The sequence below is a fragment of the Leptospira wolffii serovar Khorat str. Khorat-H2 genome (genome assembly GCF_000306115.2).
GTDB lineage: Bacteria > Spirochaetota > Leptospiria > Leptospirales > Leptospiraceae > Leptospira_B > Leptospira_B wolffii.
Genome location: NZ_AKWX02000007.1, coordinates 802,580 through 816,565 on the forward strand (window position 1 = coordinate 802,580; position 13,986 = coordinate 816,565).

Genomic DNA, 13,986 nt, shown 5'->3' on the forward strand with positions numbered 1-13,986 from the left:
TGAGAGAATATGAGTAAGTTGCGTTTTTTAATCCTTTTAGTCGGTTTGATCCCATGGGCTTCCGACTTTGCGGTTCCTGTTCCCGATGAGATTCGTGAAACGGTAGATTCCGGCTCGGTTCCTAACTTTTACGAGTTGAGAAGAATGTACCGTCCCTCCGAAGGAATTCTACTGGATCGGAACGGACAGACATTGCAAGTATTACGTTTAGATAAAACGTATAGAAGATTGGAATGGACTACGAGTTCGGATGTGCCGGAGATATTTATTCTTGCCCTATTGGCTCAGGAGGATAGGCGCTTTCCCTTTCATAACGGAGTGGATTATAAAGCGTTACTAGGGTCTCTCAAGGATAGAATCCTCGGAAATTCCAAGAGAGGTGCAAGCACGATCAGTATGCAGCTTGCCGGATTTCTTTTGGAGACGAAACCGGGCGGCCGTTCTTTCTCGGATAAGATCCGCCAGATGAGAACCGCCTGGATCCTGGAAGAAAAATGGAGTAAGGCGCAAATCGCGGAGGCCTACTGGAATTTTGTTCCTTTCAAAGGAGAATGGGTCGGACTCAGAGCCGCATCCCGCGGAATCTTCGGAGTGGATCCTTCTTCTCTTGCCCCTGAACAATCCGTTTTATTGGTAAGTCTATTGCCGAATCCGAATCTCTCTTTTTCGAAATGGGGTACGAAGGCTTGTTCGCTTGCTTCGAAGGTGGGAAGAAAAGATCTTTGCGAGTCGATTCTTAGTACCGTCTCCTCATACAATAGACCGGTGTCCGTTTGGAATACGGAAAAATACGAAGCCTATCACGCTGCTCATAGGATTTTTCGAAAAGCAGAGTTGAGCCTGGAGAGCCAGACCAGCGGAAAAATACGAAGTACAATCGATTCGCTACTGCAAAGAAAAGCGGAGATCGCAATGGATCGTATCCTTCTCTCTATCCGTGAAAAGAATGTAAGAGAAGCCGGGATCTTAGCCTTGGACAATCGAAGCGGAGCCGTTCTGGTTTATTTAGGAAATTCTAAACTATCTCCGGAGAATTATTTCGTGGATTCGGTCCAGGCGCGTAGACAAGCGGGTTCGACATTAAAACCGTTTCTGTATGCTCTAGCATTCGAGACCGGAATACTGGAGCCTGATTCCATTCTTTACGATCGACCTAGAGAATGGGAACTATTGGGAGGTTCGTATAAACCGACCAATTACGAGGAGAAATATTGGGGAGCCGTTCCGGCGAAAACGGCTCTCGCTTCCTCTTTGAATATACCGGCAGTGCAAGTATTGGATTGGGTGGGGGTTCCCAGATTCGTATCCGAATTGAAGGAGTTAGGCTTCCAAAGGTTGGAAGGTCCGGATCATTACGGGCTGTCTTTAGCATTGGGAACAGCAGACATCAATCTCTGGGAATTGACGAACGCATATAGAACTCTTGCGAACGACGGATATCGTAGCGATCCTACATTCTTTCCCGAGGAGGCCTTGCAAAATTCTCTGCATTGGGAATCCTCGAAAGAGTCGAGTTTTCTATCCGTTTTTGATCCGAAAGCTGTGGAGAAAGTGAAAGGAATTTTATCTTCCAGGGACGATCGAGCTCCCGGTTTCGGTTGGGAATCGAACCTTGCCACTCGTTTTTATTCCTTTGCTAAGACCGGAACATCCCAGGATATGAGGGACAATTGGTGCGTGGGTTCCACCGCTAATTATACTGTCGGAGTATGGGTAGGAAATATGAGCGGGGAGCCCATGCACGACGTTTCCGGAATCACCGGTGCGGCTCCGCTCTGGAAGGAAATCGTGGAAATACTAGAGGATCATAAACCTTCCGAAAAGGTATTCGCGAAGGAAGATTCAGACATTAAGTCGACTCTTAAAATAGGAAATTTTCCATTCTCTGAATCAAGGATACTCTATCCGGAAACGGGAAACTTATTCGCATTGGATCCAGAGATTCCTTCCGAGAACGAAAGAATACGGTTTCGAGCGAGGAGCTCATCCAAAAAATTGGAATGGATCCTGAACGGGAAGCTTCTTGCAAAAACCAAGAATTCCTACTTGGACTGGAAGCCGAAGCGAGGAAATTATCTTCTTTCCGTAAGGGACGAATCGGGAAGGCTTTCTGAGACAGTCGCATTTCAGGTGCGCTAGTTTCCATTCTCTCTTAGAAAATTCCTTTTAAGACTATCTTGTCATCGAATCCTTGGATCAGGAGTACCGATGTCCGACGCAAGAAACAAAGCCGAAACCTATCTACTTTCCAAGGAATTACAGGAAGCGGTTCACGTGGCTGAGATCACGGCCCGTCCTTTGCTATTGAAAGGGGAACCCGGAACGGGAAAATCGCTATTAGCGGAATATTTAGCGTCCACTTATAAGCAAAAACTGTTCACTTGGCATGTGAAATCCACTTCTCTCGCCAAGGAAGGATTGTATTTCTACGACGCGGTCTCCCGCTTGAACGATTCCCGTTTCTCCGAGGACAAGGATAAGGTTCGGAACATAGAGAATTATATTCGTCTAGGGGCCTTGGGCCAGGCATTCTCCCAGAACGGACCTTGCGTCGTTCTGATCGACGAAATAGATAAGGCAGATATAGAATTTCCGAACGACCTACTCTTGGAATTGGATAGAATGGAGTTTGTCATCCAGGAAACGGGACGAGCCGTTAAGGCTCAGATTCGCCCTTTGACTCTTATCACATCCAATAACGAAAAGGAATTGCCCGCGGCATTCCTACGTAGATGCATTTTTCATTATATAGATTTTCCGGATCCTTCCTTTATGGGAGAAATAGTATCCTCCCATTTTCCTGACATAGAATCCTCTCTTTTAAAAAGAGCCTTGGAGACTTTTTACGTAATCCGAGGAATGGACGATATGAAGAAAAAGCCGGGAACGAGCGAACTGTTGGACTGGATCCAAATTCTAATCCATATGGGAGCGAAATTATCGGAAGACGGTCGGATTCCTTATATAGGGGCACTCGTAAAGAACGAGGAAGACCTGAGGATGTTTCGTTAGGTAAGATTTTGTTTTTTCCTTTATTCTACAGGCTCAAAAGCGTAGGAGTTCCTCTATCTACTGTGGAGCTTTTGGATTTTCTGAAGGCCGCGGATGTTCTAACCAAAGAACGTAGCTTTCTCACTCTAGAGCAATTCTATACCGTTTCCCGTCTTTGCTTGATAAAAGACGTAAAACACTATGATAGTTTCGACCAGGTATTTGCGGAAATCTTCGGAGAAAGGGGAGTTTTGCGAGAATCCTTGCGTAAGGAAATCATGGATTGGCTTTCCCAAATCTTCGATAATCCAGATAAACTTCCTCCCGGCATCGTCCCTCCCGAAAAACTCTGGGATGAATTTTTGGACAGACTCAAGAACCAAAAAGGGGAACATCACGGAGGAAATAAATGGATAGGAACGGGAGGCTCCTCTCCTTTCGGCCATAGCGGAGAGAACCCGGGAGGGGTGAGAATCGGAGGAGAGGGTAGAGGAAAATCCGCGGTCTTCCAAGCCATGGAAAGAAGGTACAAGGATTACCGAACGGACGAGCAACTGGATGTTCGACAATTGAAGATCGCTCTCAAACGTTTGCGCAATCTCAGGAAGGAAGGGATTCCAGAATTCCATCTCCCCAAAACTGTGGATGCGACTTGTAGGAATGCGGGCGATCCTGAACTGGTTTTCGAAAGAACCAGAAAGAACGGAATCAAGGTATTATTACTCATGGATACTGGAGGGAGTATGACTCCTCATGCGGAGAGGGTGAGTAAACTATTCTCCGCCGCCCACCAGATCAGCCATTTTAAGGAATTCGGGCATTATTATTTCCACAATTCCATATACGACTGCGTTTATCCTAAAGGGGATCTACGTTATCCGATTCCTCTTAAAAACCTATTCAAGAAACATAAGGAGGATACCAAGGTCATCCTTGTGGGAGATGCGTATATGGCGCCTTATGAACTGTTGGATCCTTCCTACGGTTTCTATCATTCCCGATTTCGTTCCGATCATAGATTACCCGAGGATCCGAAATCGGGATTGGATAGTTTCAAAAGACTTAAAAGCCATTTCCAAGAATCCATATGGATGAATCCGGAGCCCAAACGATACTGGGACGCGCCCACCATCTACGAACTCAAAAAAGTCTTTCCCATGTTCTTCCTGAGCATAGACGGCCTGGAAGATGGAATCAGGAGACTTCTGGGACAAACCTAATTTAAGGTTTTAGAATAAAAGAATATTCTATCGAAACTTCGTTCTTAGCCGTCGTGAAAAGAAGGCTAGGTGCGACCACTTCGAAATCGCTCATAAGAACCTGGAATTTTCCGGAGATGAAAATCTCCTGACCCTCATAGCGTACCTTGGCTTGGGATTTCACCGGTTTGGTAATCCCGTTCACCGTCAGATTTCCGGAAATAGTCCATTCTTCCTTGGAGGTCGCTATCGATCCCAATTGGAAAGTAATTTGACTGTGTACAGGAAATCCCAAGGCCTCGGAGATATGTTCGTCCCTATTCTCGTCTCCGGATCGGATTTCCTTGATCGGGACTTCGATTTTCAGAGTTTTGGGAGCGGCTAAACCGTCGGCATTTCTTTGGAACTGCACGGGAGAAACCACGGTTCCTTTACATTGGCCGATGACGGTCTTAAACGGATGAATAACGGTAAACTGGATATCCGTTTTGGCCAAATTTACGTTTTCGGAATGAACCGGAAGTATGGAAACGAATGCGAATATAAGAATGGAATAGAAAATACGAATCATTATCGTCCTCAAAAATAAAATACTGCTATAGAAACCGTGAACGCGGAGAATCCCGCCCATCCCACCGTCCTCATCGTATCGGCCGCGGAATGCCCGTCTTTCGGGATTTGCTGTCCGATAAAAGGGAGTGCGAGCATGGCAGGTAAATGGATCCAGATCATCGCCTTATGGGTAAAGATGGTACTCAGTCCTTCTTCTCTTTCGAAACTCTTGGAGGGAGAAAAGAAAGCCAGACCGGCGGTCAGTGCGTAGAGAGTGAAAGTCGTTCCTGCCAAGGATTTGTGAGTGCTTCCTCCCGGATCTCCGTCCCAAGGAGAAACTTGCATCAAATAGGTATATACGGGCAGATTTTGCTGCGGATTCTGAGCGAGAAAGAAAGTAGCAAACGGCTCGTATTCCTTATGAAGGTGGGAAAGGGATTTTTCTCCTGCGAGGTTAGTGGCTAACCAAAATCCCCAGGTAAGAAGCCCCAGTCCCTGGTGCCAGTTTAATAATGTCCTTCTAGTCTCTATGGTCTCTCTTTCCTTTTTTCGTTCTTCCGCATCCGGAGCGATCCGAACAGGAGTCGATTCTTGGGAGTAAAAGGACGGAGAATAGTTGGAGTAATCCGGAACTAAAGGATGGGAAGAATTGCCCGGAAAGGAGCCGAAAGGGTTGGAATTTTGAGCCAATAAAGGGCTCGAAAATAAGAATAGAATCAAAATGGATAAAGAGGATTTCACTTCTGCCTCGTTCCGATCGAAATCCGTTTAAATTTAAAGAAAATCTAAATTTGGAATATGGATAAAGGAACGAAATGAATTATACAAAAACGGGATTGGTTTGAAAACAAATTTCTTGGAATCAGGGAATTACTAGCTTAGAGAGAGAATTAACCTCAATCTCCTCTGGGCGGAAAAATCGATGGACTATTTCGTTCCTACCTAAAATGGGAAACATGCCTAGGGTATTCCTTTCTCAGCCAATGGAGAGCCTCTCTGTATCCTAGATACTCCTTTTCCTTGCGCTTGAACAAAGGGCTATGGATGGCGTTTCTACCTCCGACCCTATGTACGGGGAGAATATGATGTAAGACTTCGTGGTGTATCACATGCTCTAACACGTATAACGGAACGTTTCCGTGATCCAGAACGGGGCTGATCCGAATGGACATGGACTCTTTATCGTAGCTTCCCAGTCTTCTTTTTCCGATCCGGTCGGACCAAAAAATGGAAAGTAAATTAAAATCAATTTTCGGGAAATATTCCTCCGTGATTCTTTTGAGAAGGGAGTTTAGGTCATAGACTTTACCTAGGGCGGAAAGATTGGGAGCGCGCTTTACTTTTCTTTCCGGTAGAGAATTCAGAAAGTCCAACACATTCTCCTTCCATTCCGGTCGGACTTTGAGACGCAGTAATTTGGACACCAATAATCGGAGTAGGGAATCGACGAGTTCCGGAGATGCGCTACGAATTTGAGTATGCAGATTCGCATACAATACTCCTCCATCGTAACGTACCGAGTTGCTTCCGTTCTTATAAGGGTAGAATTTGATTTGAACGGAATGTACGGGTCGATTGTTATAACGGGAAGATTGCACACGGAGTTGGTTCCAAACTAGGAGAATTCTTTTTTCCCAATCTGAATCCGATTGGGAATCAGGAACCGAAAAATTCTCGGATTCTTTTTCTTGCATCCGCTTCCTTCGTTTGTCCGCCGTTTTCTGAATCCGGATGATTTGCATCCGAACTTTCGCTTTTTGAAATGAATTGTTTCTCCAGAACTTTTTCCGGCTCTCGAATCTCTTCTATAAAGCGGGAAACCCGATTGAAATGTTGCGAGTTTTTCTGAACGGAGATTTGAGGGAAGGTAAGTAAGAGCTTTCTTTTGGCGCGAGTGATCGCCACGTAAAAAAGTCTTCTTTCTTCCTCCAGATTCTTTTCTCCTCTGCCGGAAGGAAAGGAACCTTCGGTCACATTCAATAGGATTACCGTATCGAACTCTAATCCCTTGGAAGAATGCACCGTGGATAGGACCAATCTCTCGTCCTCTTCTTCTGGAGAAATTTTTTCCAGACTCTTGGAAGGACCGTCGAGACTCACATCCACTAAGAATTCATGTAACGTTTTGTATTTTTGGGAAAGAGTTAAGAATGCGTTCAAATCGTCGATTCTTCTCTTAGAATCGTCGTATTTCTTTTCCAAGAGAGGAGAATAGAAATCGATAAAACTGCCTAATGTTTTCTGTAGATCCGAATCATCCGATTCGAGTAGCCCGCCCAATTCCTTTAAATAAGAGGCGGAAGCTCCTTTTAAAGAATAGAATATATTCTTAAGATGTGTTTCCCCATTCTCCAATTCCTGAAGAATGGACTTGGCCTTTGCGGAACCGATTCCGGGGATTAAAAGAAGAATGCGCAGCCAGGAAATGGAATCCGAACGATTCTCCTTGATCTTCAATAATGCGAGATAGTCCTTAGCGTGAGCGCTTTCAACGAATTTCTTTCCACCGAATTTCAAAAACGGAATATTTCTTTGACTGAGCACTAATTCCAGCTGATTCGAATTCCAGCCGGATCGGAATAGAACTGCTATATCCTTGAGAGGAACCCCGTCTTCTCTTCTTTCGAGTATAAGGTCCGCGATTCCTTCCGCTTCCTCTAATTCGTCCGCAAACCCGACTAGTGCCGGTTTTTGAAAATCCTCGTTCTTGGTATATAGATACTTCTCGTATTTCTCTCTGAAATTTGAAAGGACTGTGTTCGCTAGATTTAATATGGAAGGGGTGCTTCTATAATTCCTTTCCAGATAAATCGTTTTTGTTTTGGGAAATATTTTAGGAAAATTGAAAATACCGTTCACGTCCGCGCCGCGAAAAGAATATACGCTTTGCGCGTCGTCTCCTACCACGAGTATATTTTCGTGGTCTAGAGCTAAGAGACAGGAGATATGGGCTTGGATCTGATTGGTGTCCTGGAATTCGTCCACCATGATGTAACGATATTGTTCCGATATTTTTTTGCGGACGGTCTCGTGCTTATTCAGAAGTTCCAAGCAATAAACGAGCAGATCATCATAGTCCACAAGAGATCGAAGCCTTTTGTATTCCGAATATTCCACGAATATCCTTTGGATCAGAATCGATTGGTCCAGAAATTTAGGGTATTCGGCTTTTAGGAGTTCCTCCAATGTTTTGGAGCGATTGATCATCGCAGAGTGTAAGGAAATCAGCGTATCGTTGGAAGGAAATCTGGATTTTTGTAATGCGTATTCTCCCTGAGTCCTAAGCAATTGAAAAATATCGGAGCAATCCGATTCGTCCAGAATGGAGAATTGAGAGGATAATCCCAAAACGGGAGCGTATTTTCGGAGAATATGACTACTAAAGGAATGGAAGGTTCCGCCATGGACCCGAGCGCAGCGTTTGTCCAATAGGGAAACGGAACGAGAGAGCATTTCTCTCGCTGCTTTTCGGGTAAAAGTGAGTAATAGAATGTTTTCTGCGGGAATTCCGGCTTCGACCAATTTCGCCAGGCGGTGGACGATGGTCTTCGTTTTTCCGGTCCCCGCTCCCGCTATGACGAGAACGGGACCTTCGGTGGTCTCGATGGCCTCTTTTTGCTTTTCGTTTAAGAGATCCGGTTCCGACATCGAGACTCAGTGGTGGTGGTGTCCCCCCTCTCCGTGAACGTGACCATGGCTGACTTCTTCGTCCGTAGCGGTGCGAGTGGTTACGATCTGCACGTCGAAAATCAGGTCCACGCCTGCAAGAGGATGGTTTCCGTCCACGATGATGGTTTCTCCCTTGATTTCGGTGATGGTATAAACTACATCGGGTTCGTCCGTTTGGAACATCATTCCTACGCTCAGCACTTCTCCTTCCGGAAACTGGCTCTTAGGAACATCGAAGACTTTTTCCGGATCTTTAGGGCCGTAGGCCTTATCCGCATCCACAGAGATGACTCGCTTGTCGCCTGCGTTTAGGCCTTTGATCTCGTCTTCCAGACCTGTGATGATCTGGCCCGTGCCTTCCAAATAGGAAAGAGGGTGGCTGCCTTCGGAGGTATCGATCAGATTTCCCTCTTTGTCCTTTAACGTATAATGGAAGGTTACGACTCTAGGATTCATTCAAATTGGCTCCGTTTGGGGGGTAATTCCCGGTTAGCGGTGGGACGGAAAGATTGGTTCCGAAACCGTGCTTAAGTTAGTATATTCTTGGAAGGTCCTGGGACAATCAGATTTTTGCGATTAGTCTAAAAGTCATAGGAAATTTCGACTCCGAAACTTTCCACTTCCTTGATGAATTGTTCCACTCGGTTTGCTAGGAAGAACCAAGAATCCCGATGGACTATATCGCTTAGGAAATTCAAGAAGCGATTGGTATTCATAAGGGCGAACGAGTTGTCCTGGGTATAATTGACTAAAATAGTATAGGCCAGGGACTTGAGAACGCGATCGTGAGCCGGAAGTTCGTGCAGATTGGGAAGGGAAGGTTCGGACAATATAAGCCTAGACTTGGAATTTCCTTCCGTAATGTAAAGGTTATAGTCCGTTGAATTCGGCACTCTTTCCGCGGAGTATACTTTCATTCTGATTTTCCCCTATCCTTTAAGAGGATTTTATGTCTGTACCGACTCAAAATCGAATTCCATTTAGAAACAATACCGGAAAAAGTCAACGGGAAAGAATCCTTTTGTCATTGCTAAGCCACAAAACGAATCTTAGCTTGGCCGATATTTAAGAAGCCTTTTTCAAAATATTTGTAGTCCGAAAGAAACTTTCCCCGTCTAAACCGTTCTCGGCTAGGAACTTTACGATTCTATCCTTAGAATAGCCCAGTTTAAAATAAATTTTTGCCAAGAGCAGGATATTTTCCTCTTTTTTAGACTCTCTATATAGTATCTTTTCAGAATATATTCTGGCCCGATCGAAATTTCCACTTTTATAAAGTGCCCAGGCGGTAAGATAAGAAAGTTCCAGATCCATAGGATGGGTTAGGGCTAAACTTTCGAATCTTAGGACCGCTTCCTTTCTTCTTCCCGATTTCCAAAAAGAGACTGCAGTTTGTAACGTTTTTCTTTTGGAGATTTCGCTCCGTTTCCCGGATGCTCGGGAGGTTTCTTCGTAAGATTCCCGAATCAACTGCACAAGACTCAGGTCGTCCGTAAAATCACCTAACATACGTATGCGATTCATTACCGATTCCAGGTCCGAAGGACTCTCAGAGGCGATTCTTAGAAATTCTTCGGAAAAGGAACGGATTTCGGAAGATTCTTCTCTAAGTCTTAGATCCTCTCTTCCGTCGGAACCGATTAAGATCCTGTCCCCTTCTTCCAGAGAAAGCCCGATTACTCTGATCTGGGTGGAATCGAAAGGAAAACCCATTTTAGGATTAGAATCCTCTTCTAAGAAACCGGCAATTCCGCGACGGACGAGTACGGATCTCGGATGGTCTGAATTGAGTAAGAATAAAGAGGAAGTTTCCGGATCCAACAGACAAAACACTCCTGTCACGAATAGGTTCCCGTCGAAGGTCTGAAAGACGCGGTGCAATTCTTGGTATACTCCAACAAGCCAGGTCTCCGGAGGTTGGGGAGAAGAATCGAAGTTTAATATCTTTGCACGAAATAAGGCCGATATCAATAGGGAGCCCGCGGCTCCTTGCAGGGATTTTCCCATCGCATCAGAATTCATTAAGGCTAAATAGGCTTTCTCCCCCAATTTGACCTCTTCCATCCAGATGGCATCTCCTCCCAATTCCCAAGTTTTACCCTTGAATTCGAATTTCTTAAATTGGGAAGAGAGAGTTTCCAAGCGGAATGTAGCGTAGGAGGCCATCTTGGACTCGAAACTTTTTTGTAGGATTCCCATAAGGAAATAATCGCCGTCCTGTTTTTCCTTCATGATCCTTGCTTCTTTTAGGGATTCTCTCAATTCTCCGGTTCGTGATTTCACTTCCTCCTGCAATTTTCCGTTCCAGACTTCCAACTCCAGTTTCATCTCTAAAAATCGTTGGGAGAGTCGAAATGCTGAAAATACGATCAAACCTAGAACGGAAAATCCGGAGGTTCTGGGAAGGTCCGCGATTCCTCTTGCGATCGCGGTATCCAATCCGATGGAAACGAATAGTATTAAAATTGCCCCTAAGAATCCGAAGGCGTCCTTTTCTCCGGAGCGAATTCTATCGACCAGTCTTAAAAGAATGAGGATACAATAGGGGATCCAAGAAGGTTGGAGTAGGGTTCGATTCCAGTGATCCATGTTTAGAATGGATTCCGAAAAATAGAAGATACTCGCGCATAAAACGGACCAGAGGAAAAGTAGGAAAGATACCTTTACCATTTTAACGCCGAAAAATCCGGAAAGAAAGGCGAAGAAACTAGGAAATAGAAAGGGAAGAATACAGTATTCCAGCTTCTTACAATCCGAAAAAGATAAACCTAGTTCGTATTTCCATTCGCTCCCTAAGAATTCGTAAACGGAGAATAATACCAAAAAGGTCCCGAAGAAAAGATTGGAGGAGAGACTTGTTTCCTTTAGTCCTAATAAAAGAAAATAGAAACCTATTGAAATGAATAAAGAGATGAGTATTAGAAGGGAAATCTGGAAAACGTAATATTCTTTTCGTATCTTGTCCGCCGGACCGATTTTGGGAGTTCCTCTTAAGACTCCGATCTCTTTTGGAAAATAGCCTCGAATATAAAGATCTATTCTGTTTTCGGAGGAAAACGGGATTCCGTATAGAATGCGGGTTTTGTCATACCTGTCTTCATATTCTTCTTGGTTGTAAATCGATTGTCCGTTCCAGAATATTTGCAAATTCTCCGAAACTTTACCAAGGGACAACGCTAGGCTGCATTCTTCCGAAGGAGAAGAATAGACTACGTTGCGACTGAGATAAACGAATCCGGAAGAGATTGGGAATAGATTTTTGGGAAGGTTCGTTTTTCCGATCGGGACCCTTTGCGAATCTAGTATATCCCAGCCTTCGGACAGATCTTGGATTTCCCTACAAGGATCTCCCGAGAAGCCGGGAGATCCAGAAAACGAATAGATTCCCTTCTCCAAAAATCCGAAGAAAAGGGAAATTCCTAGGCTAAAGATAGAAACGATAAAACAAACGACGCATTTTCCGAACATAACTGCCTCCGATAAGAGGCAGGTCGCTAAGAAGGGAAAATGCGCGCGTTTTTTCTAATTTTGTTCGGTTCCTATCCGGATGGCCGCGAGATATCCCTCTAACATCGCGCGTTTTGCATCGATTCCGGAAGCGTCTTTCGCGCCTCCGATTAAATAGGAAGGAACGTTCGCTCTTTCTTTTAAGAAACTCTCATACAAGGACTTATCGCTGACCTGTCCTGCGCATAATATGATCGAATCGCATTCCAAAGTTTTGGATCCGTCTTTTTTGGTTTCAATAACCAATCCTTGGTCCGTTACTTCCTTATAGGTTAGGGACGAAAGGAAATCCACTCCCTTGGATTGCAATTCTTGTAAGAGCGCCCAGGAGGTAGTTTGTCCGAGCCCCGCTCCCACTTTTCCGTTTCTGCGAAGGATGGAAACTTTGCGGTCCGCCTTTTCGGGAAGAATATGAGCCTCCGTATAAGATCCTACATTGTATCTGTGGAAGTAAGATGGAATATCGGGATCCTTTTCTTCGGTGAGTTTGTGAGCCACATCCACTCCGATTCCTCCTCCGCCTATGATGGCTACGGATTTTCCAGGACGGAAAGTTCCGTTTAGGAATTCCACATAGCTTGCGTGAGGTTTCTTTTCTAATCCAGGTAATTTCAAGTCCCGAGGAAGCACTCCGGTCGCGAAGATGACCGCATCCGGTTTCAAGGAATCCAAGAGAGCCAAATCCGCTCTGGTTTTCAGTCGTATATCCACGCCCAGTCTAGGAAGTTCGTTTTTGAAATAGCGAACCGTTTCGAAGAATTCGAATTTTCCTGGAATAGACGCTGCTAAATTCAATTGTCCCCCTAATTTTTCAGTGGCTTCCAGTAGAATGACTTCGTGTCCCCTAAGAGCGGAAACTCTTGCCGCTTCCATTCCGCCCGGTCCGGAACCTACTACGACTACTCTTTGCTTTTTGACGGGACTAAGAGTGTTCCAATCCAATTCTCTGTTTGCGGAAGGATTCACGAGACAGGATACCATTTCTTCTTTGAAAGTATGATCCAAACAAGCTTGGTTACATGCGACGCAAGTATTGATTCTCTCCGTCTCATTCTTCTTCATTTTCGTTACGATATCTGCATCCGCCAAGAAAGGACGCGCCATACTTACGATATCCGCTTCTCCCTTGGACAATACTTCTATGATAGTTTCCGGCATATTGATTCGGTTGGAGGCGATGATCGGAATACCGGGAACAGCATTCTTTACTTTAGCCGCAATTTTGGCCCAGGCTCCTCTAGGAACCAATTGAGAGATGGTAGGAATGCGAGACTCATGCCATCCGATTCCTATATTCAAAGCGTCTGCGCCGTTTGCTTTTAATTCTGTAGCAAGAGCTACGACTTCTTCGAAGCTAGGATTGCCGGGAATCAGATCTATTCCGGACATACGAACGATCACAGGATATCCAGGGCCGACTTGCTTTCGGACTTCTTTCATGACCTCGATTGCGAATCTTCTTCGGTTTTCAGGAGAACCTCCGAACTCGTCCGTTCTCTTGTTCGTGACTTCGGAGAAGAATTGATTCACCAGATAACCTTCGGAGGCCATGACCTCCACGGCACGGAATCCGATCTGCTTCGCTTTCAAAGCGGAAGAACCGAAATCGCGGATGGTTCTCCAAGCGTCTTCCGTAGAAAGCTCCTTAGGAATAAATCGATTGATAGGAGCGCGGAGAGGAGAAGGGGCCACGAGTTCCCTGTGATAGGCGTATCTACCCGCATGAAATAATTGGGCGCAGAAAATACCCTGAGGTTTCAGCGCCTGGGCCACTATTTCCAATTCTTTGCAATCTTCTTCCTTTTGGAAATCGAAGAAGATATTGGAACCTTTGCCTTCCGCGTTAACCGAGATTCCACCGGTGGTGATGAGACCGACTCCTCCTTCGAATCTTCTTCCGTAAAAAGCGATCATTCGATCCGCAGTATGGGGTAATCCTTCCAAACCCAGGTGCATGGAACCCATGATGATTCGGTTCGGAATCGTTTCGGAACCCAGGGTAATGGGTTGGAAGATTGAGGAAGTATCTAAAGAAGACATAGAAAGTCGCTTCTCCTAAGGATAAATA

General features: G+C 45.1%; 11 protein-coding genes. 3 read left to right on the forward strand and 8 right to left on the reverse strand.

Annotated elements, in window-relative coordinates:
• The first annotated feature begins 9 nt into the window (after positions 1-9).
• The 3 genes from pbpC (at position 10) to LEP1GSC061_RS08000 (ending at position 4,211) form a co-directional block, all read left to right on the forward strand.
• On the forward strand, positions 10-2,139 hold the full coding sequence (pbpC, locus tag LEP1GSC061_RS07990; protein ID WP_052006500.1) for a penicillin-binding protein 1C: 2,130 nt from the start codon (positions 10-12) through the stop codon (positions 2,137-2,139).
• Positions 2,140-2,208: 69 nt separating this feature from the next.
• Positions 2,209-3,012: an AAA family ATPase gene (locus LEP1GSC061_RS07995; RefSeq protein ID WP_016544485.1), complete on the forward strand. Its 804-nt coding sequence runs from the start codon at positions 2,209-2,211 to the stop codon at positions 3,010-3,012.
• An 8-nt stretch (positions 3,013-3,020) separates the two neighbouring features.
• Complete coding sequence (locus tag LEP1GSC061_RS08000) at positions 3,021-4,211, forward strand: hypothetical protein (RefSeq protein WP_016544223.1); 1,191 nt, start codon at positions 3,021-3,023, stop codon at positions 4,209-4,211.
• Between the two features lies 1 nt (position 4,212).
• Here LEP1GSC061_RS08000 and LEP1GSC061_RS08005 read toward each other — a convergent pair whose 3' ends face one another.
• The 8 genes from LEP1GSC061_RS08005 to LEP1GSC061_RS08040 all read right to left on the reverse strand — a co-directional run bounded on the left by LEP1GSC061_RS08005 (position 4,213) and on the right by LEP1GSC061_RS08040 (position 13,958).
• On the reverse strand, positions 4,213-4,761 hold the full coding sequence (locus LEP1GSC061_RS08005) for a YceI family protein (RefSeq protein ID WP_016544330.1): 549 nt from the start codon (positions 4,759-4,761) through the stop codon (positions 4,213-4,215).
• Positions 4,762-4,769: 8 nt separating this feature from the next.
• The gene (locus tag LEP1GSC061_RS08010) at positions 4,770-5,483 is read right to left on the reverse strand and encodes a hypothetical protein (RefSeq protein WP_016544914.1); all 714 of its coding nucleotides are present in this window, start codon (positions 5,481-5,483) and stop codon (positions 4,770-4,772) included.
• Between the two features lie 197 nt (positions 5,484-5,680).
• Complete coding sequence (locus LEP1GSC061_RS08015; protein ID WP_016545008.1) at positions 5,681-6,436, reverse strand: SprT-like domain-containing protein; 756 nt, start codon at positions 6,434-6,436, stop codon at positions 5,681-5,683.
• Positions 6,399-8,390, reverse strand: a complete 1,992-nt coding sequence (locus LEP1GSC061_RS08020; protein ID WP_016544487.1) for an ATP-dependent helicase — start codon at positions 8,388-8,390, stop codon at positions 6,399-6,401. The genes LEP1GSC061_RS08015 and LEP1GSC061_RS08020 overlap by 38 nt, the downstream gene beginning before the upstream one ends.
• A 6-nt stretch (positions 8,391-8,396) precedes the next feature.
• The gene (locus tag LEP1GSC061_RS08025; RefSeq protein ID WP_016544354.1) at positions 8,397-8,867 is read right to left on the reverse strand and encodes an FKBP-type peptidyl-prolyl cis-trans isomerase; all 471 of its coding nucleotides are present in this window, start codon (positions 8,865-8,867) and stop codon (positions 8,397-8,399) included.
• A 125-nt stretch (positions 8,868-8,992) separates the two neighbouring features.
• The gene (locus LEP1GSC061_RS08030) at positions 8,993-9,328 is read right to left on the reverse strand and encodes an LIC14007 family protein (protein ID WP_016544264.1); all 336 of its coding nucleotides are present in this window, start codon (positions 9,326-9,328) and stop codon (positions 8,993-8,995) included.
• Positions 9,329-9,476: 148 nt separating this feature from the next.
• On the reverse strand, positions 9,477-11,879 hold the full coding sequence (locus LEP1GSC061_RS08035; RefSeq protein ID WP_016545078.1) for a SpoIIE family protein phosphatase: 2,403 nt from the start codon (positions 11,877-11,879) through the stop codon (positions 9,477-9,479).
• 54 nt (positions 11,880-11,933) lie between these two features.
• Positions 11,934-13,958 (reverse strand): oxidoreductase, encoded by a 2,025-nt coding sequence (locus LEP1GSC061_RS08040; protein WP_016544827.1) that lies wholly within the window; start codon positions 13,956-13,958, stop codon positions 11,934-11,936.
• Positions 13,959-13,986 lie beyond the last annotated feature (28 nt).

Excerpts from the sequence above, each read along its gene's own strand:
- pbpC (WP_052006500.1), top strand. The coding sequence starts at position 10 with ATGAGTAAGTTGCGTTTTTTAATCCTTTTAGTCGGTTTGATCCCATGG.
- LEP1GSC061_RS07995 (WP_016544485.1), top strand. The coding sequence starts at position 2,209 with ATGTCCGACGCAAGAAACAAAGCCGAAACCTATCTACTTTCCAAGGAA.
- LEP1GSC061_RS08005 (WP_016544330.1), bottom strand. The coding sequence starts at position 4,761 with ATGATTCGTATTTTCTATTCCATTCTTATATTCGCATTCGTTTCCATA.
- LEP1GSC061_RS08015 (WP_016545008.1), bottom strand. The coding sequence starts at position 6,436 with ATGCAAGAAAAAGAATCCGAGAATTTTTCGGTTCCTGATTCCCAATCG.
- LEP1GSC061_RS08020 (WP_016544487.1), bottom strand. The coding sequence starts at position 8,390 with ATGTCGGAACCGGATCTCTTAAACGAAAAGCAAAAAGAGGCCATCGAG.
- LEP1GSC061_RS08025 (WP_016544354.1), bottom strand. The coding sequence starts at position 8,867 with ATGAATCCTAGAGTCGTAACCTTCCATTATACGTTAAAGGACAAAGAG.
- LEP1GSC061_RS08030 (WP_016544264.1), bottom strand. The coding sequence starts at position 9,328 with ATGAAAGTATACTCCGCGGAAAGAGTGCCGAATTCAACGGACTATAAC.
- LEP1GSC061_RS08035 (WP_016545078.1), bottom strand. The coding sequence starts at position 11,879 with ATGTTCGGAAAATGCGTCGTTTGTTTTATCGTTTCTATCTTTAGCCTA.
- LEP1GSC061_RS08040 (WP_016544827.1), bottom strand. The coding sequence starts at position 13,958 with ATGTCTTCTTTAGATACTTCCTCAATCTTCCAACCCATTACCCTGGGT.